Origin of the sequence: Micromonospora chaiyaphumensis (genome assembly GCF_900091435.1) — a bacterium.
In the GTDB taxonomy this organism is placed as follows: Bacteria; Actinomycetota; Actinomycetes; order Mycobacteriales; family Micromonosporaceae; genus Micromonospora; species Micromonospora chaiyaphumensis.
Window position 1 is genome coordinate 220,598 of sequence record NZ_FMCS01000001.1, and the last position, 17,495, is coordinate 238,092.

The following is a 17,495-nucleotide window of genomic DNA, read 5'->3' on the forward strand; positions in this document are numbered from 1 at the left end:
CCTACGACACGCTTCCCGCCACAGATCTTTCCGCGCCCACCCACGGCGAAGGCCGGGCGCCCCCACGACACCCGGCCCCACACCACACCTCACCGGCCCAACGTCGACCGCAGCCCCACCCGCACCAACGCCGCGTGCAACTGCTGCGACAACGCCACCAACTCCCGCGCCGTCTCCGCCGCCCGCGCCCGCGCCGCCGGATCCGACTGCCGCGCCAACGGCGCCACCAACTGCGCGAACAGACCGACCTCCCGATCCGCCGCCGTCCGGTACGCCCGCAGGTGCCGCGGCTCCAACCCGTACGCCGCCAGACCCGCCACCGCCCGCGCGATGATCAACGCATCCGCGTCGTACCAGCCCGGCGGATCCGCCACCAGCACACCCAGCCGCTCCAACTCAGCCAGCGTCGACTCGTCGACCCCGCTCCGGGAGATCAGCTCCGCCCGGCCCAGCCGCACCTCCGGCGACTCGGCGGACTCCGCCACCTCCCGGCCCGGCACCTCACCACCAGGACCGACCGCCACCAGATTCGGCCGCTGCCGCCCCGGCCCCGCACCCGACGAATCCCACTCCGCCAACTGGTCCCGGATCACCCGCAACGGCAGGTACTGGTCCCGCTGCGCGGTCAACACGAACCGCAACCGCGCCACATCGTCCCAGCTGAACTTCCGGTACCCCGCCGGCGTCCGCTGCGGCTCCACCAGGCCCTCGGCCTCCAGGAACCGCAACTTCGAGATCGTGACGTCCGGAAACTCCACCCGCAACTGCGCCAACACCTCGCCGATACTCATCAGCGGAGCCGCCCGCGCCGCGGCGCCCGACGGGTCGTTCGCCGCACCGGGCGACGTCGAAGCCGCAGGCCCGTTCACCCCCGGCCGGCCTCCTCCTCCGGACGCGGACCGGCGATGAACACCACCCGGAACTTCCCGATCTGCACCTCGTCACCGTTGCTCAGCGTCGCCGCCTCGACCCGCTCCCGGTTCACGTACGTGCCGTTCAAACTGCCCACGTCCCGCACCGTGAACGTGCCACCGTCCCGGTGGAACTCGGCGTGCCGCCGCGACACCGTCACGTCGTCGAGGAAGATGTCACTGTCCGGGTGCCGGCCACTCGTCGTCACATCGTGGTCCAACAGGAACCGGGCGCCCGCATTCGGACCCCGGCGAACCACCAGCAACGCCATCCCGGGCGGCAACGAGCCGGACATGCGACTCGGCACCACATCGGTGTCCGGGCCCTCCAGCACTTCGTCGAGCGAACCGAGATTGAGCGTCGAAGTGACGTCGAGTGGGGGGAACTCGTCGTCTGGGCGCGTCATGGGGACCACCTCACGGATCTGTTTCGGTCGGCGTCGGGCAATGGCGGGTCTGGCCGCCGGGCAGAAACACACCCGGCGGCTGGCTCCCCGTGCCGGGAAGGCGCATTCCGCAACGCTCAAACTATTGGTTCTCGGTCAACTGGGCGAGCCTAGCCAGCGCCGAAAAACAGGGCAACCGGACGCGCGGACACGACGCCGCCGCCCGGAACGGACAAACTCAGCTCTCGGTGAGCTCGCGGTACGCACCGGCCGACAGCAAACCCTCGACCGCCGCCGGATCATCCGGAGTGATCTCCACCAGCCACCCCGCACCGTACGGGTCCGTGTTGATCACCTCAGGGGTGTCGGCCAACGCCTCGTTGCGCGCCGCCACCGTGCCGCTCACCGGCGCGTAGAGCTCCGACACACTCTTCGTCGACTCGATCTCACCCAGCGACTCACCCGCCGCCACCACCGCGCCCTCGTCCGGCAACTGGACGAACACGATGTCACCCAGGGCGTCCTGCGCGAAGTGCGTGATGCCGACCCGGACGGCGCCGCCGTCCCCACCAGCCACCCACTCGTGCTCGGCGGTGTACCGCAGATCCTCAGGAATCACCAGCTGCGTCCTTCGTCATCGGTGCACCGGGGGAAACCGGCGCGGCCGCGACCGGTCAGGAGACCGGCCGGGCGTGTTCCAGCTTGATCGGCGCGTGCAGCTGCGAAACCTCCACAGCCTCACTGTCCTCCGGCGTCACGTTACCGCCGTCCTCCTCCACCGATGCGACCACCCCGCCGGGAATGTTCAACGCCGTGCGCAGCGTCGGCGGATCACCGATCACCGAGATCACAAACGGACCGCTCAACCGCCGCCCGTCCACCACCAGGCCACCACCCGGCCCGTCCACGAAATACGTCGACGCGATGATCCGCACCGCCGTCCCGTCCGACCCCGCGATCTGCATCGCCTCCGCGCCCGCACCCCGCAGCTCCTGCACCGCGTCCAGGATTCGCGCCGCCGACACCGCCTTGTCCGGACCCTCGAACCGCACCGACAGGCCCGGACCCACCGCCGGCAACGTGCCCGCCAGGATGCCCAGCTCGTCCGCCCGCCGCGTCGCCTCCTCCAGCGCCGCCTGCCGGCCCTGCTCACCCGAACGCAACTGACGCTGGCTCTCCTCCAGCGCCTCGATGTCCTGCCGCAGCCGCCGCTCCCGCGAATCCAGATCCGACGAGATCCGGACCAGGTCCTCCTCCCGCGTCGCCGCGAGAGTCGGATCCGTCGACGTCGTCTTCAACTGCACCACCAGGGTGAACCCCAGCAACGCCAGCAACACCGCGATCATCGCGCCCGCCGACGTCAACCGCCGCGACACCCGCGCCGGCTCCGCCTCCGCCGCGGACGCCCCCGGCTCCTCGGCCGGCTCCGGCACGCCCTCCTGCTCCACCGGCTCCGGCTCCACCGGCGCCAACGGGCTCAACTCGTCCGGATCGGGCGCGTCCGGGCGCGGATCCGGCTCACCGGCCGGCCCCACCGGCCGCTCCGGCTCCGCCGGCTGCGGCCAACCCGTGCCCGTCTCCCTGTGCTCCTCGCTCATCGCCACAAACCTACGCCCGGAACAGGTGCCGGCGGATCGCCGCCACGTTTCCGAAGATGCGCACCCCCAGCACGACCACCACACCGGTGGACAACTGACCGCCCACCCCCAACTGGTCACCCAGATAGACGATCAGACCCGCCACCAGCACGTTCGAGATGAACGACACCACGAACTGCTTGTCGTCGAAGATCCGGTCCAGCTTCGCCCGCACACCACCGAACACCGCGTCGAGCGCCGCCACCACGGCGATCGGCAGGTACGGCTGCAGCGCCGCGGGCACCGTGGGATCCAGATACACCCCGAGCACCACACCGGCGAGCAACGCCAGCACCGCGATCATCGGCCACCTCCGGAGGGGCTGGGAGAGGAACCCGAGCCGGACGGCCCGGGACTGGTCGAACCGGCGACACCCGAACCCGACGGGCTCGGACTCACCGAAGGCTCGGCGTAGCGTAGCCGCGGCTGCGGAGCCGCCGGCAGGGTGAGGTCGTCCGCGTCCTTCACCCCGAACGACAGGCCCGTCGTCCGCGCCACGTCACGCATCAGGTCCGCCGCCCGGCTGTCGTCGAACCGGTCCCGCATCGACCCCGGCCCGATCGCCGTCACCTCGTACGGGCTCGTCACCGGCCGGTAGTCCACCAGGATCGCCTCACCCGCCGAACGGATCGTCGACGTCGCCGTCAACCGCTGCCCGTTGACCGCCACCGCCTCCGCGCCGGCCGCCCACAGCGCGTTCGCCACCTTCTGCAGGTCGGAGTACAACACCCGCGACGGCCCCGCGTCCGCACCGGTCACCGCGTCCTGATCCCGCGGCGCGTCCGCCAGCCGCACCACCACACCGTCACCGCGCACCCGACCCAGACCGGTGCCCGCCTCCAGGTTGCGCAACCGGGACGCCTGCGACCCGCTCAGCGCCGCGTCCCGCTGCCGGCCGACCTCCTCGCGCAACTGGTCCGCCCGCGCGGTCAGCCGGTCCGTCTCCGCCTCCCGCTGCTTGATCTCGGCGACCAGCCCGGCCCGCGCCTTCGCCCGGCCCGGCTCCTCCGCCATCGTCTCCCGGTAGGCCACCGCGAACAGGAAACCGATCACCAGCAGCACCACCACGCTCACCGGCCGGCCCAGCACCCGCCGCAACCGCGACGGCGACACCGTCGCCCGCCGGGCCGCCGCGTCGGCGTAGCCCGGATCCAGCGGGTTGCGGAACAGGTCGGTGAGGAAGTCCGGCGCGTAGACCCGCGCCGACGGGTCGCGGCCCTTGTCCTGCGGAGGCGTCGCGGTCACGCCGCCGCCCCCGCGCCCCGCCCCCGCATCGCCCGGACCAGACGGCTGGCCTGCACCACATACATCGCCCCGGCCACCCAGTAGAGCACCAGACCCCACCAGGCCAGCCCCCAGCCGATCGCCCCCGCCACGTCGGCGACGCTCTCGGCGGCGGCCGCCAGCAGCAGGATCGGGAACGCGGCCAGCAGCAGGAACGTGGCGGTCTTGCCCACGTAGTGCACGGGCGGCGGCCCGTAGCCGTATCGGCGCAGCACGCCCAGCGAGCCGAGCAGCAGCAGCTCGCGCGCCAGCAGCGCCGCGGTGAACTGCCACGGCACCACCTCCCGCGCGGTGAACGCCAGCAGCGTGGCCAGGATGTAGAGCCGGTCGGCGAGCGGGTCGAGCAACTCGCCCAGCCGGCTGACCTGGTGCAGGCGCCGGGCGATCCAGCCGTCGACCCAGTCGCTGGTGCCGCCGACGGCCAGGACCACGATGGCGGCCACGTCGGCCTTGACCACGAGGAACAGGTAGAGGAACAGCGGCACGCCGACGAGCCGGACGAAGCTGATCAGGTTGGGCACGGTGAGGACGCGGTCCCCCGCAACCGCCGCACCGCCGGGAGCCGGGTGCTCCGATGGAGCCGGCCGACGCGACACCGAACCTCCCCTCGCAGCACGGTCCGGCGGCCGAGTGATCGGCCGCCGCAGGAACGTGCGCGTTGTCGGCCGGTCAGACGCCGGCGCCCTGTGCGATCCCGGGCTGGGACCTCCCCGCTGCGGCCCAGGATCGCGTCGATCATGGGCCGGCCAGTTGCGCTGCCACTATATCGGGCTTCCCCGACCCGGCTCGGGCCCCGCGCTGCGTCGGTGCTCAGCTGTTGCTCGTGTGCGGCGCCGCACCATCCGTAAGGCGTCCTAGGATACTAGCTGACCAGCGTGATCCTCCCTCGTGCCGCGGCAGGATCAGGCGGTACGGGCCGTGGAGTCGGAGCCCGGCTGCTGGGCGGTCATCGACGCGGCCTGGCCGAACGCGACCAGCGCCAGCAGCAGCTCGTGCTGCATCCGGTTGGGCATCCGGTCGAGCACCGCCTGGACCGCCCGGTGCCGCCGCTCGGTCAGCTCGCGCAGCAGGGTCTCCGCCGCGACCGTGGGGATCAGGCGCACCTCGCGCCGGTCGCGGGGGTCGGCCGCCCGGCGCAGCAGGCCGACGGCCTCCAGCCGGTCACAGAGCCGGCTCGCCGACGAGGGCACCACGTCGAGCAGCTCGGCCAGCCGGTTCACGTTGGTGTGCGGATGCGCCATGATCAGCGACAGCACCCGCAACTGGGTCGGCGAGACGCTGACGGTGTGCCGCGAGGTGGCGGAGTCGAGCACACCGATGAGCGCCTCGGCCGCCGCATCGATGGCCGCGGCAAGATTCGGAGGTCGCTCCACCCGCTGTCCCCTGCGATCGTCCCGCTCGTGTTCGCTCCGCCGGTCCGTCACCGCCCGCCGACGTCGTCCGCTGGGCTGGAACCACGCCAGTCCAGGCAGACGACGACCGCGTCGTCGCGGAGATCCGCGTCGGCATGGTACGCGTGCAGCTCGCGCATCACCGTACCAACTGCCTCGGTCGCCGGCTGCAGCCGAGTGGACCGCATCGCGCGCGCCATGGCCCGCTCCCCGTACGGCTCCAGCCCGGCCGGCTCCGCCGCGTAGACCCCGTCGCTGACCACGAAGAGCCGGTCCCCCGGCTCCACGGTGAACTCCTGCACGTCGTAGCGGGTCTCGGCGAACATGCCCAGCGGCAGTTGCTGCTCCAGCGTGATCGGTGTGACCGCCCCGCCGCGCAGCCGCAGCACGTGCGGCGAGCCCGCGTCCACGGCGCGCACCACGCCTCGCCGGTTGTCCAGCTCCAGCAGCAGCGTGGCCACGTGCCGGCTCCCCCGGTGCTGGTAGAAGATCGTGTCCGAGGCCAGTTCGGCCTGCTCCACCAGGCTGCCGCCGGAGCGTCGGGCGTTGCGCATCGCGTTGACGGTCACCGCGGTGAGCGTCGCGGCGGCCAGCCCGTTGCCGGCGCCGTTGAGCACCGTGACGGTGAGCCGGTCGCCGTCGACCGACCAGTCGAAGTGGTCACCGCCCACCGTGTACGCCGGCTCGAGCTGCCCGGCCAGCACGAAGTCGCCGTGCGTGACGCTGCGCCCGGGCAGCAGGTCCCACTGCATCTCGGCGGCCATGCTCAGCCGTTCCCGGCGCCGCGCGCGCCGGTAGCGGTCGGTCTCCCGGTCCGCCGCCCGCAGCGCCACCGCCAGCTCGCCCGCGACGTCACGGGTCGCCGCCACCGTGGCGGCGTCCGGTGCGTCCGGCAGCTCGACCATGAGCACGCCGAGCCGCTCCCCCCACGCCGACAGCGGCAGGTAGACCCGGCACCGGCCGTCCTCCCCGGTGTCCAGCACGGGCTGCTGGCTGCTGAAGCAGCGCTGCGCGACGCCCTGGCAGGCGAGGAAGCCGCCCTCGGGCAGCTCCTTGTCCAGCACCGGCCAGAGCCCGGTGAACCGGTAGTCGGCGACGAACACCTCGGTCCGGGACGCGTCGAGCACCCGGCGGACCGCCGCGTCGGCGGCCTCCACCAACTGGTCGGGGGGCGCGGCGCGCAGGGCGCGCGCCACGGCTCCGGACGCGTCCGGCATGCTGACATCCTCCGATGGCGACTATTGCTGTAGGGCAAGCATCATACGGAGAGGCGAAGACACCGGCTCGGCCCGGTTCCGGCCGGCGCCGCGACGGGCCTCGATCGGAGGTGGACGGCCCTGCTCAGCCGGCCGGCTTGATCGCCAGCCCGCCGTAGAAGGCGTCCGGCACCGGCTCCGGGGCGCCGGCCGGCCGCCACCGCGCCACCGGCACGATGCCGTCCGCCGTCGGCTGCCAGCGGCCCAGCAGCGGCGCGAACCGCTCGGGCGCCCGCATCCGGAACGCCGGGCCCATCATGGCCAGCGCCTCCGGGTGCGCGGCGAGTTCCTCGCTGTCGAAGTCGATCGCCAGGAAGCTGCCCGGCGCCACCGCCTCGTACAACTCGTCGAGGGTGCGGGCGAGCGTGTCGTCGTCGAGGAACGCGGCCAGCCCGAGGAAGACCACCCCGACCGGCCTCCTCCCCCACCCCGGCACGAACCGGTGCAGCTGGGCCGGGTCGACGGTGCCGATGTCGGTGGCGTCGCCGTAGCCGTAACCGGCGCGGTCGCTGTCGGCCAGCAGGCGCTGGCCCAGCCGGATCGTCACCGGGTCGACGTCGGTGTAGAGCACGGTGGCGTCCGGCGCCACCTCGTGCACGTTGCCGCAGGTGGGCACGCCCGCCCCGAAGACCAGGAAGCCGTCCACCCCGGCGTCGGCGATCGACCGGACGGCCCGGCCGAGGAAGTCGCGCAGCGCGCGGAAGATCGCCGCGCAGGGCCCGTACGCACCCTCGAAGGCGCCGGCCGCGGCCACGTCGACCGGGTGGTGGTGCGTGCCTCCGAGCCAGTAGTCGATCATGCGGGCGGTGCTCGGCTGGTCGGGCTCGGCCATCGACGAGGCTCCCTTTCTCCGGCGCTGGTCGCCAGCGTACCCACGGGTCGGCTCGCGCGGTATCGCCTCGGCGACGGGCCGCCGGCCGCGATACTGGCCGCGGGCGCCGACGGCGAGGAGGTACGGCGTGAACTCGGCGAACGGCGCGGCGGTGGTGGTCGGCGTGGACGGCTCGGAGCCGGCACTGAAGGCCGTGCGCCTGGCGGCGCAGGAGGCGGCCCGGCGGCAACGGCCGCTGCGGGTGGTGCACGGCTTCATCTGGCCGCTGCTGCGCGTACCCGTGTCGCCGCCGGCCGGGGCACCACCGGGCGGCGGCCTGCGGCACCAGGCCGAGGAACTGGTCGCCACGGCGGTCGCCGAGGCCGAGTCGGCCGCGCCCGGCCTGCGGGTCTCCGGCGAGATCATCGACGGGGAGGCCGCGGCGGTGCTGCTCGGCGAGTCGCCCACCGCCACGATGATCGTGCTGGGCGACCGGGGCCTGGGTGGCTTCGCCGCCCTGGTGGTCGGCTCGGTCGCGATCCAGGTCGCCTCGTACGCCGACTGCCCGGTCCTGGTCGCCCGCGGCACGCCGCGCCCGGCCGGTCCCGTGGTGGTCGGGGTGGACGGCTCCGCCCGGTCCCAGGCCGCGGTGGACTTCGCCGCCGAGGAGGCCGCGGTCCGCGGTACCCGGCTGCACGCCGTGCACGCCTACACCCACCCGGCCTCCAGCGGCCCCGGCGACATGCAACCCCTCGTGTACGAGGAGAGCGAGCTGCGCGGCGAGGAGGACCAGGTGCTGACCGGGTCCCTCATCGGGCTGGCCGAGCGCCGGCCCGAGGTTCCCGTCACCCGGGCCGTGACGCACGCCCGGCCGGTCGCCGCGCTCGTCGAGGCGTCCCGCGAGGCCCAGCTGCTGGTCGTCGGCCGGCGCGGCCGGGGCGAGCTCACCGGCCTGCTGCTCGGCTCGGTGAGCCAGGGGGTGCTGCACCGCGCCGACTGTCCGGTGGCGGTTGTCCGCGCCCCCGAATGAACGGTTGGCCGGGGCCCCGGCGGGTAGACGGTACGGTCAGCCACAGCGACCGGAGGAGGCAGCGATGCCAGGACCACGGCCGGGCAGCAACGCGTACGACAAGGAACGGGCGCGGCTGCGGGATGTGATCGAGCAGTCCGGGCGAGCGGCCGACCAGGAGGCGAACCAGGTCGCGAACCGGATCCTCCAGGACGACCGCGGCCAGCGGGGCGTCGTGCGGGGCGAACGGACGTTCGGGCCCAAGGGCGAGCGCGAACCGGGCGACCCGAAGTGAGGGCCGCTCCCGTTGTCGACGGTGCCATCGCGGGCGCCGTCGGCAGCGCCGCGTTGAACGTCGTCACCTTCCTCGACATGACGCTGCGGGGACGCCCGGCGAGCAGCACGCCGGAACAGACCGCCGGGAAGCTGGCCGACGCGGCACACGTGGACCTGGGGCCCGGGGAGAAGGCGGGGAACCGCCGCACCGGCGTCGGGTCGATCATCGGCTACGGCACGGGCGTCGCCGCCGGCGCGCTGTTCGGTCTCCTGGCCGCCCGCCGGCGGATCCCGCTGCCGCTGGCCGTGGGGATGCTCGGCGGCGGCGTGATGGCCACCTCCGACGGTTCGCTCGCCGCCCTGCGCATCAGCGACCCCCGCACCTGGAGCACCAAGGACTGGGTGTCCGACGTGGTGCCGCACCTCGCGTACGGAGCGGCGGCCGCAGCCACCTGGCGGAGGCTACGACCGCCGGCACGGCGGGGCTGACGCTCAGCCCCGCCGGTCACTCTCGTCGTCGGCCACCGGCTCGCCCGCCGGGCCGTACGGCGACACCTGTCCCTTCGGGACCGGCCGCCCCACGTCCGCGTTGGACGTGCCCTTGTTCCGCGGATGCCCGGCCGCCTGAGCGCCCTTCCGGCTGTCCTGGCTGGTCGCGCCCAGGTTGTTGCGGCGGAATTCCTCCTGCTGCGGGTTGACCACGGGTTTCTCCTTCCCGGGTGGCGCGCACGGCGTGGGCCGCGCACGTGGTCTGGGTACCCGTCGCCGCACGGCGCATTCCGGCTCGGCCGCGGGCGTCTGGCCCCGCTCCGGGCGGGTATCCCCACCGGATGGCAGACGATCGGAACGTGGCCCGGGCGCTGCTGGACCGGCAGTCCCACACCTACGCGGAGGAGGCCGGGATCGGCCTCGCCGACCGGCCGGGCCCGCTCTACCAGCTGCTGGTGCTCACCACGCTGCTGAGCACCCGGATCCGGGCGTGCGTGGCGATCGCCGCGGCGCGCGAGCTGTTCGCCGCCGGCTGGCGCACCCCGCAGGCCATGGAGGCGGCGAGCTGGCAGGACCGGGTCGACGCGCTCGGCCGGGGCCACTACCGGCGCTACGACGAGCGGACCGCCACCATGCTCGGCACCGGCGCCCGGCTCTGCCTGGACCGGTGGCACGGCGACCTGCGCCGGATGCACAAGGAGGCCGACGGCGACCGCGGCGTGCTGCGCCGGCTGCTCACCGAGTTCCCCGGCATCGGCCCGACCGGTGCGGACATCTTCCTCCGCGAGGCGCAGGCCGTCTGGCCGGACGTACGCCCCTACGCCGACCGGCGCACCCTGGCCGGCGCCCGCCGGCTGGGCCTGCCCGCGAACACCGGCGGCCTGGCCCGGCTCGTCGGCGAGGCCGACTTCGGGCGGCTGGCGTCGGCGCTGGTGCGGGTGGCGCTCGGCGAGGAGTCGGCCGGGGAGGTCAGCCGGACCGCGGCGGCACGCTGAGCCGGCCGGGCCTCACTTGGCCGGACCGGGCTTGGTCAGGTTCCAGGCGAGCGCCGAGGCGAGCAGGGCCAGCAGCACCACGCCGCCGGAGATGCCATCGCCCTCCCCGCCGCTGCTGCGGTGCCCGGTGGCGCCGAAGTAGATCACGGCCAGCCCGGCGAGCACGGTGATGAACGTCCGCAGTCCTCGGTCCTTCACATTCGGAGACGGTACGGCCACCCGCCGCCCGGCATGGCCGGTTTCGCCCGCTTGTCCCCCGGTCGGGTCGTCACTCCGCCCGGCAGCCGGCAGCCGGACCGCGCAGGCGCACCCGGCGGATCGCCCGGTCGACGACCTCGACCACCTCGACGGTGAGCCCGGGCAGCCGGATCCGCTCCCCCGGCCCGGCGGGCAGGTGACCGAGTGCGGCCAGGACCAGCCCGGCGACGGTGGTGTACTCCCGGGTCAGCGGGAAGGTCAGCTGCACGCCGGCGTCGGGCAGGTCGTGCAGCGGGAAGTCGCCGGGCAGCAGCAGGGCGCCGTCCGGCTCCCGGACCGCCTCCCGCACGTCCCGGTCGGTCTCGTCGTACAGCTCGCCGACGACCTCCTCGAGCAGGTCCTCCATGGTGACGAGGCCGTCCACGCCGCCGTACTCGTCGATCACCAGGGCGAGCTGCTCGTGGCGCTGGCGCAGCTGCCGCATGGCGTCGGCGACCGGCAGCGTGCCGGGCAGCAGCACGGGCGGCCGGGCGCGCTCCCCCACGGCGGCGCCGTCGGCGTCGACCAGATCCCGGATGTGGACCACGCCGCGCACGTCGTCCAGCCCGCCGGGGCCGGTCACCGGGGCCCGGGAGCGGCCGGTGGCCGCCAGCCGGCGCATCGCCTCCGCCGCGGTCAGCTCCCCGGGCAGGAACGTCACGTCGCGGCGGGCCACCAGGATCTCCCGCAGGGTACGGCCGGCGATGTCGAACGCCCCGGCCAGGATCTCGCGCTGCTGCGCGGAGAGCCCGCGCTGGCTGACCAGCATCTCGCGCAGCTCGTCCTCGGTCATCTCCTGCCGGTTGGCCCGGGGATCGCCGCCGGCCAGCCGGACGAGCAGGTCGGTGGACCGGCTGAGCAACCACACCGCCGGGCGGGAGATCCGGGCCAGCACGTCCAGCGGCGCGGCGCTGAGCAGCGCCCAGCGTTCCGCCGCCTGCATGGCCAGCCGTTTCGGGGCCAGCTCACCGACGACCAGCGTCACGAAGGTCAGCACCACGGTGACCAGCACCACGGCCACCGGGCGGGCGGCCCGGCCGAGGAAGCCCAGCGGCCCGACGAGCGGCTCCGCCAGCGACACGGCGGCGGCCGCCGAGGCGAGGAACCCGGCCAGGGTGATGCCGAGCTGGATGGTGGCCAGGTAGCGGTTCGGCTCCCGGGCCAGCCGGGTCAGCCGCGCCCCGCTCCGCCCCGCGCGGCCCAGCCGCCGCAGCTGCCCCTCGCGCAGCGTCACGATGGCCATCTCGCTGCCGGACAGCGCCGCGTTGACCAGCACCAGGACCAGCACCAGGGCGAGTTGTCCGGCCATCAGTCGGTCTCCAGGTCGTCCAGGGAGATCGCGTGCGTCATGAGCCACCGGGCCAGCGCGCCCATCCCGAACAGCCACAGCGGCGCCGACTCGGTGGTGCCGTTCGTGGCGAAGATGGCGAACCGCAGATCCGGTGCCCGGTACGCCTCGATGCGCCACCGGTGGTTCCTGTCCCGCCAGACCGCCGAAGGGTCCATGGCGTCACCGTAGGTGACCGCGTGCGGCTCCCGATGCCGCTTGGCTCACCCGCCCGGGACCACGTACCCGCCGAACAGGGCGGCGAGGCCGGTCACGGCCACCGACAGGAGGATCCCGCCGAGCAGCAGCCCGCCCAGGCCGGACCACCCGGAGCGGGGCCGCCGGGCCGCCGGCAGGTCGGTACGCCAGCGTTCCCGGTACAGCCAGGCGAGCACGCCGAGACCGAACGGGAGCAGGCCGATCCAGAACCAGAACCAGCGGGTGCCGGCCACCGGCGCCGGCCCGGCGACAAGCATGAGCAACCAGCCGACGCCGATCGTCAGGGCCAGCATCCCGGCCGCGTTCGCCAGCGCGTCGGCGAGGGTGTCGCCGCCGTGTCTGGTGGCGTCGCGGGCGCGCGGGTCGGCCAGCGGGTCGGCCCCGGTCTCCGGATCCTCCACGGGCACGCCCGCCCAGCGGATCTGGCCGTCCGGGCGGGTCCACACGAGCATCCAGGCGCCGTCGGCGTAGCGGGGCTCGGGGCGCCGGCCCCAGGTGCCGCCGGTCTGCCACCCGTCGGCCCGGGCCATGGTGACGACCCGGCCGGCGGCGAGGTCCCGCTGAAGATCCGCCTCGTCGGCGGCGCGGGGCGCGGTCCACCAGGCCAGCGCGGCCCACACCAGCCAGCAGAGCACCATCGCGAGAGGGAGCGCCCGGCGGCGCAGCCACGGCCGGTCGAGCAGGGCGGCGCGGGGCGGGGCGATCATGCCGTCACCCTCGCATCCCCGCGCAACGCTCAGCCGGGTGGGTGGACCACCTCGCGGGCGTCGTCGGGCAGCCGGCGGGTGGCGCCCCGCCGGTCGAGCAGTTCGAGCAGCGGCACCGCCACGCGCCGCGTGGTGTCCAGGGCCTGCCGGGCGGCGCTGAGCGTGAACGGCTGCGGCAGCCCGGCCAGCACCCGCACCGCGTCGTCCAGCGCGCCGGGCAGGAGCACCACGTTGTCGGCGAGCCTCAGCAGGGCGCCGGCGCGCACGGCCGCCCCGATCTCGCGGGGGCCGAGGCCGAGGTCGGCGAGGCGGTGCGTCTCGGGAGCCTGGAAGGGGCGCTCGCCGTACTCGGCGCGGACCCGGGCCACCGCCCGGGCCACCGGTTCGGGCAACGCGTCCGCCGCGGCGGCGGTGACCCGGCCGGCCCGCAGCCGCAGCGGCGGGCGCAGCAGCGCCTCCACGAGCGCCCGGTCGGGCAGGTCGAGGCGGTGCCGCAGCACGTCGACCGGCACGCCGGCCGCAAGGGGTTGCTCGCGGGCGTACCGGGCGACCTCCTCGGTGAGCCGGCCGCCCAGCTCCCGCCAGTGGTCCGGGTCGGCCAGCCAGTCGCCGGCCACCGGGGCGGCCGTGGCCGGCACGCCCATCCGGGTCAGCTCGCCGGCCCGCACCAGGCGCCGCCGGCGCAGCTCCCCGGCCAGGTCGGGCCGGCCGTCCAGCCCCGCCAGCACGGTGGCGCGGGCGGCGGCCGCGCCCCGGCGGCGCAGCGGCGGCGGGTCCACGTCCAGCACGGTCACCCCGCCGCTGACGTGGTGCCGGCCGGGGTCGCGCAGCAGCGCCCGGTCGCCGATCACCAGCGGCAACGGGCGGGCCAGCCGGAGCCGGACGGTGTCCGGCCCGAGCGGGCGGACCCGGGCCGGCACGGCGGCCGAGCCCACGTGCAGGGTGAGGGTGGGCGGCAGGTCGGCGGCCGGATCACCGGCGAGCCGGACGTCGAGCAGGTCGGTGCCGCGGAACCGGCCGGGGCTGAGCAGGGCGTCGCCGCGGGCGAGCCGGTCGCGGGGCAGCCCGCGCAGGTTCACCGCCACCCGGGCCACGGCGCCGACCTCGGCGCGGGCGGTGTTCAGCGCGTGCAGGCCGCGGACCCGCACCGGTTCCCCGGTGGCGGCGAGTTCGAGCGTGTCGCCGACGCGCAGCCGGCCGCCGCCGAGGGTGCCGGTGACCACCGTGCCGCTGCCCCGGACCGTGAACGAGCGGTCCACCCAGAGCCGCACCGGGGCGTCGCGGGCCGGGTCGGGCAGCCGCGCGACCAGCCGGTCCAGCGCGGCCCGCAGCTCGGGCAGGCCGGCCCCGGTGACCGCGCTGACCGGCACCGCCTCCACCGCGCCGAGCGAGGTCGCGGCGATCTCCTCCCGCGCCCGGGCCAGCGCCGGGCCCGGGTCGGCCAGGTCCACGCGGGTCACCGCCAGCAGCCCGTACGACACCCCCAGCGCGTCCAGCGCGGCCAGGTGCTCCGCGGACTGCGGCATCCAGCCCTCGTCGGCGCCGACCACGATCAGCGCGGCCGGGACCGGCCCGACACCGGCCAGCATGTTCGGCACGAACCGCTCGTGCCCGGGCACGTCGACGAACGCGACCGTGCCGCCGGAGGGCAGGGTGGTCCAGGCGAAGCCGAGGTCGATGGTCATGCCCCGGCGGCGTTCCTCCGCCCACCGGTCGGGTTCCATCCCGGTCAGCGCCCGGACCAGAGTGGACTTGCCGTGGTCGACGTGCCCGGCGGTGGCCACGACCCACACGGTCAGGCCCCCACCCGGAGGATCGCCGCCCGCACGTCCGGGTCCGCGGCGGCGGGCACGCAGCGCAGGTCCAGCAGGAGGCGGCCGTGCAGCACCCGGCCGAGGATCGCCGGCGCGCCGGCGCGCAGCGGCTCGGCGTACCGCTCGGGCAGGCTCAGCGCCCACGAGTCGAGTTCGACCCCGGGCGCGCCCCCGCCGCCGACCACCGCCGCGCTGGGCACCACCTCGGCCTTGCAGCCGTCCTCGCCGAGCCGGTCGCGCAGCCGCTCGGTGCGGGCGCGCAGCGCGCCCGGCTCGGCGTGCAGGGCCTCCCGGGTCGGGGTGGTCGGCGCGTGCAGGGTGGCGGCGAGCGCAGCGAGGGTCAGCTTGTCGACCCGCAGCGCCCGGGCCAGGGGATGCCGGCGCAGCCGCTCCACCAGGTCGGCCGCGCCGAGCAGCAGCCCGGCCTGCGGCCCGCCGAGCAGCTTGTCGCCGCTGGCCGTGACGAGGTGCGCGCCGGCGCGGAGCGTGGTCGCGGCGTCCGGCTCGTCGGGCAGCAGCGGGTCGGGCGCGAGCAGGCCGGAGCCGATGTCGGCGACCACCGGTACGCCGAGGGTGGCCAGCTCGCCGACCGGAACGGCCGAGGTGAAGCCGGTGACCCGGAAGTTCGACGGGTGCACCTTGAGCACGAACCCGGTGTGCGGGCCGACGGCGGCGGCGTAGTCGGCCAGGCCGGTGCGGTTCGTGGTGCCGACCTCGCGCAGCCGGGCGCCGGTGCTCTCCAGCAGGTCGGGCAGACGGAACCCGTCGCCGATCTCGACGAGTTCGCCGCGGCTGACCACGATCTCCCGGTCCGCGGCGAGGGCGGTGGCGGCCAGCACCAGGGCGGCCGCGCCGTTGTTGACGACGTGCACGGCCGGTGCGTCGGGCACGGCGGCGGCGAGCGCGTCGAGGGCCTCCCGGCCGCGCCGGGCCCGCCGTCCGGTGCGCAGGTCGAGTTCCACGTCGGTGTGCCCGGCGGCAGCAACCAGGGCGTCGACGGCGGGGGCCGCCAGCGGGGCCCGGCCGAGGTTGGTGTGCAGCACGACGCCGGTGGCGTTGAGCACCGCCCGGGGCGTCGGCGCGGGCAGGTCGGCCAGCGCGGCGTCGCGTACCTGCTCGGGGGTGAGCTCGCCGGCGCGGGCCCGGCCCTGGGCGCGGACGATCGCGGCCTTGACCCGGTCGCGGCCGAGCGTGCCGGCCGCGGCGGCCAGCGCCGGGTCGGCGAGCAGCGCGTCGGTGCGCGGCACCCGCCGCCGCGGGTCGACGTCACGCATCGGGTCTCCCAGGAAACGGCTTGGCGGAGACGGACGGGAATCGAACCCGCCTGGCCCGGGTCCCGGACCACACCGGTTTTGAAGACCGGGAGGGGCACCAGCCGCCTGAACGCCTCCACGAGCACTTAACCACACCTGATCTCGGGCCGCCCGGGGAGGACCGGATCAGGGCCCGGGCGTCTGGAAGTGGGGCCGTGGCTCGCCGGGAGTGGTGGGCAGGCGAGTGATCGGCGGGAGCACCAGCGCGACGAAGGCCAGGATGCCGATGACCGTGAAGGGCAGGGTGTAGCTCTTGTCGCTGGCCTCGTAGAGCAGCGAGGTGAGCAGCGGACCCACGACTCCCCCGATGCTCCACGCCACGATCATCGCCCCGTAGATGGCGCCGGCGTTGGGCGTGCCGAAGTAGTCCGCGGCCGTCGCCGGCATGGTGCCGAAACCGCCGCCGTAGGCGAGGTAGACCAGGGCGGCGAGGACGGCGAAGAGCCAGAACGCCGAGGCGTGCGGCAGGATCAGGAAGCAGACGCCCTGGAGGGCGAGCATGCCGATGAACGCCGGCATCCGGCCGACCCGGTCGGACAGCCACGCCCAGGCCACCCGCCCGCCGCCGTTGAACAGGCCCAGGACGCCGACCATGCCGGCGGCCGTCGCGGCGCCGACCCCGGCGACCGTCTGCGCGGCGTCCGCGGCCTGGGAGATGAGCGCGATGCCGCAGGTCACGTTGAGCGTGAGGATCAGCGTGAGCAGGTACCACTGTCGGGTGCGCAGGGCCTCGCCGAAGGTGTAGACGCGGGTGCCCGCGACGGCCCGGCCGCCGACCGCGGGCGTGAAGCCCGGCACCTGGTAACCGGCCGGCGGGTCCCGGAAGAAGGACGCCCCGAGCAGCACCGCGACCAGGTAGGCGATGCCCAGCGGCAGGAAGACGCTGGTCTTGTGGTCGGTGCCGGCCAGCAGCGCTTTCGCCACCGGCGCGGTGATCACCGCGCCGAAGCCGAAGCCGGCGACGGCGATCCCGGTGATCAGCCCCCGCTTGTCCGGGAACCACTTGCTGAGCATGGCGATCGGCGTGATGTACGCGGCGCCGAGCCCGATGCCGCCCAGCACGCCGTAGGTGAGCAGCAGCAACCACAGCTGGTCGCTCGACGACACCAGTGACGCGAGCATGGTCCCGACGGCGTAGAGGATCCCGCCGCCCAGCGCCACCGGCCGTGGCCCGCGCCGGTCCTGGATGCGCCCGCCCACCAGGCTGCCGATGAAGATGGTGCCGATCGCCACCTCGAAGGGCAGCACCACCTCGGCCTTGCTCCACCCGAACTCGTCCTGGAGCGGCTTGTTGAACACACTCCAGGCGTAGACGGCGCCCAGCGCGAGCTGGACGAGGACGGCAGCGATCACGAGGCCCCAGCGGCCTCGGGTCGGTGGTGGATTCCCCCGCGAACGAGCGGCTGTTGTGGCCATGAGCGGTACCCCCGTAT

At 74.9% G+C, this 17,495-nt stretch carries 22 protein-coding genes and 1 tRNA gene; 4 read left to right on the plus strand and 19 right to left on the minus strand.

Annotated elements, in window-relative coordinates:
* Positions 1–89 precede the first annotated feature (89 nt).
* The 10 genes from ftsR to GA0070214_RS01190 all read right to left on the minus strand — a co-directional run bounded on the left by ftsR (position 90) and on the right by GA0070214_RS01190 (position 7,697).
* The gene (ftsR, locus tag GA0070214_RS01145; RefSeq protein ID WP_377463285.1) at positions 90–869 is read right to left on the minus strand and encodes a transcriptional regulator FtsR; all 780 of its coding nucleotides are present in this window, start codon (positions 867–869) and stop codon (positions 90–92) included.
* A complete protein-coding gene (odhI, locus tag GA0070214_RS01150; protein WP_007071101.1) occupies positions 866–1,318 on the minus strand; it encodes an oxoglutarate dehydrogenase inhibitor Odhl in 453 nt (150 codons plus the stop codon). Before odhI ends, ftsR begins: the two co-directional genes overlap by 4 nt.
* A gap of 217 nt (positions 1,319–1,535) precedes the next feature.
* Entirely contained in the window at positions 1,536–1,916 is a 381-nt protein-coding gene (gcvH, locus tag GA0070214_RS01155) for a glycine cleavage system protein GcvH (RefSeq protein ID WP_091258064.1), read from the minus strand.
* Between the two features lie 55 nt (positions 1,917–1,971).
* Positions 1,972–2,895: a DUF881 domain-containing protein gene (locus GA0070214_RS01160; protein WP_091259769.1), complete on the minus strand. Its 924-nt coding sequence runs from the start codon at positions 2,893–2,895 to the stop codon at positions 1,972–1,974.
* A 10-nt stretch (positions 2,896–2,905) separates the two neighbouring features.
* Positions 2,906–3,238 carry a small basic family protein gene (locus tag GA0070214_RS01165; RefSeq protein ID WP_007071104.1) on the minus strand — a complete coding sequence of 111 codons (333 nt, stop codon included), beginning with the start codon at positions 3,236–3,238 and terminating at the stop codon, positions 2,906–2,908.
* The gene (locus GA0070214_RS01170) at positions 3,235–4,179 is read right to left on the minus strand and encodes a DUF881 domain-containing protein (protein WP_091258065.1); all 945 of its coding nucleotides are present in this window, start codon (positions 4,177–4,179) and stop codon (positions 3,235–3,237) included. The genes GA0070214_RS01165 and GA0070214_RS01170 overlap by 4 nt, the downstream gene beginning before the upstream one ends.
* Positions 4,176–4,814: a cardiolipin synthase ClsA gene (gene clsA, locus GA0070214_RS01175; RefSeq protein WP_091258067.1), complete on the minus strand. Its 639-nt coding sequence runs from the start codon at positions 4,812–4,814 to the stop codon at positions 4,176–4,178. The genes GA0070214_RS01170 and clsA overlap by 4 nt, the downstream gene beginning before the upstream one ends.
* 306 nt (positions 4,815–5,120) lie before the next feature.
* Positions 5,121–5,591 (minus strand): MarR family winged helix-turn-helix transcriptional regulator, encoded by a 471-nt coding sequence (locus tag GA0070214_RS01180; protein ID WP_091258069.1) that lies wholly within the window; start codon positions 5,589–5,591, stop codon positions 5,121–5,123.
* Between the two features lie 47 nt (positions 5,592–5,638).
* Positions 5,639–6,826, minus strand: coding sequence for a PP2C family protein-serine/threonine phosphatase (locus GA0070214_RS01185; protein WP_091258071.1), 1,188 nt, complete (start codon positions 6,824–6,826; stop codon positions 5,639–5,641).
* A gap of 124 nt (positions 6,827–6,950) precedes the next feature.
* Positions 6,951–7,697 carry an SAM-dependent methyltransferase gene (locus GA0070214_RS01190; RefSeq protein WP_091258073.1) on the minus strand — a complete coding sequence of 249 codons (747 nt, stop codon included), beginning with the start codon at positions 7,695–7,697 and terminating at the stop codon, positions 6,951–6,953.
* A 127-nt stretch (positions 7,698–7,824) separates the two neighbouring features.
* Here GA0070214_RS01190 and GA0070214_RS01195 point away from each other — a divergent pair, with 127 nt between their 5' ends.
* The 3 genes from GA0070214_RS01195 (at position 7,825) to GA0070214_RS01205 (ending at position 9,450) form a co-directional block, all read left to right on the plus strand.
* Positions 7,825–8,706: a universal stress protein gene (locus tag GA0070214_RS01195; RefSeq protein WP_091258076.1), complete on the plus strand. Its 882-nt coding sequence runs from the start codon at positions 7,825–7,827 to the stop codon at positions 8,704–8,706.
* A gap of 64 nt (positions 8,707–8,770) precedes the next feature.
* Positions 8,771–8,980, plus strand: a complete 210-nt coding sequence (locus GA0070214_RS01200) for a phosphatidylethanolamine-binding protein (RefSeq protein ID WP_091258078.1) — start codon at positions 8,771–8,773, stop codon at positions 8,978–8,980.
* A complete protein-coding gene (locus GA0070214_RS01205; protein WP_091258081.1) occupies positions 8,977–9,450 on the plus strand; it encodes a hypothetical protein in 474 nt (157 codons plus the stop codon). Before GA0070214_RS01200 ends, GA0070214_RS01205 begins: the two co-directional genes overlap by 4 nt.
* Positions 9,451–9,453: 3 nt before the next feature.
* On the opposite strand, the gene GA0070214_RS01210 is transcribed toward GA0070214_RS01205, so the two are convergent.
* The gene (locus GA0070214_RS01210) at positions 9,454–9,663 is read right to left on the minus strand and encodes a hypothetical protein (protein WP_091258083.1); all 210 of its coding nucleotides are present in this window, start codon (positions 9,661–9,663) and stop codon (positions 9,454–9,456) included.
* Positions 9,664–9,791: 128 nt separating this feature from the next.
* Here GA0070214_RS01210 and GA0070214_RS01215 point away from each other — a divergent pair, with 128 nt between their 5' ends.
* Complete coding sequence (locus GA0070214_RS01215) at positions 9,792–10,445, plus strand: HhH-GDP family DNA glycosylase (protein ID WP_091258086.1); 654 nt, start codon at positions 9,792–9,794, stop codon at positions 10,443–10,445.
* Between the two features lie 12 nt (positions 10,446–10,457).
* Here the strand turns inward: GA0070214_RS01215 and GA0070214_RS01220 are convergent, their stop codons facing one another.
* The 8 genes from GA0070214_RS01220 to GA0070214_RS01250 form a co-directional block, all read right to left on the minus strand.
* Entirely contained in the window at positions 10,458–10,643 is a 186-nt protein-coding gene (locus tag GA0070214_RS01220) for a hypothetical protein (protein ID WP_091258089.1), read from the minus strand.
* A 70-nt stretch (positions 10,644–10,713) separates the two neighbouring features.
* Positions 10,714–11,991 (minus strand): hemolysin family protein, encoded by a 1,278-nt coding sequence (locus GA0070214_RS01225; RefSeq protein WP_091258091.1) that lies wholly within the window; start codon positions 11,989–11,991, stop codon positions 10,714–10,716.
* A complete protein-coding gene (locus GA0070214_RS01230) occupies positions 11,991–12,188 on the minus strand; it encodes a hypothetical protein (protein WP_091258094.1) in 198 nt (65 codons plus the stop codon). Before GA0070214_RS01230 ends, GA0070214_RS01225 begins: the two co-directional genes overlap by 1 nt.
* 45 nt (positions 12,189–12,233) lie before the next feature.
* Positions 12,234–12,935 (minus strand): hypothetical protein, encoded by a 702-nt coding sequence (locus GA0070214_RS01235; protein ID WP_091258096.1) that lies wholly within the window; start codon positions 12,933–12,935, stop codon positions 12,234–12,236.
* Between the two features lie 29 nt (positions 12,936–12,964).
* Positions 12,965–14,728, minus strand: coding sequence for a selenocysteine-specific translation elongation factor (selB, locus tag GA0070214_RS01240; protein ID WP_091258098.1), 1,764 nt, complete (start codon positions 14,726–14,728; stop codon positions 12,965–12,967).
* A 2-nt stretch (positions 14,729–14,730) separates the two neighbouring features.
* Positions 14,731–16,023: an L-seryl-tRNA(Sec) selenium transferase gene (gene selA, locus GA0070214_RS01245; RefSeq protein WP_091258100.1), complete on the minus strand. Its 1,293-nt coding sequence runs from the start codon at positions 16,021–16,023 to the stop codon at positions 14,731–14,733.
* 21 nt (positions 16,024–16,044) lie between these two features.
* Positions 16,045–16,140: transfer RNA gene (locus tag GA0070214_RS31665), tRNA-Sec, on the minus strand.
* Positions 16,141–16,188: 48 nt separating this feature from the next.
* A complete protein-coding gene (locus GA0070214_RS01250) occupies positions 16,189–17,415 on the minus strand; it encodes an L-lactate MFS transporter (protein ID WP_208602611.1) in 1,227 nt (408 codons plus the stop codon).
* Positions 17,416–17,495 lie beyond the last annotated feature (80 nt).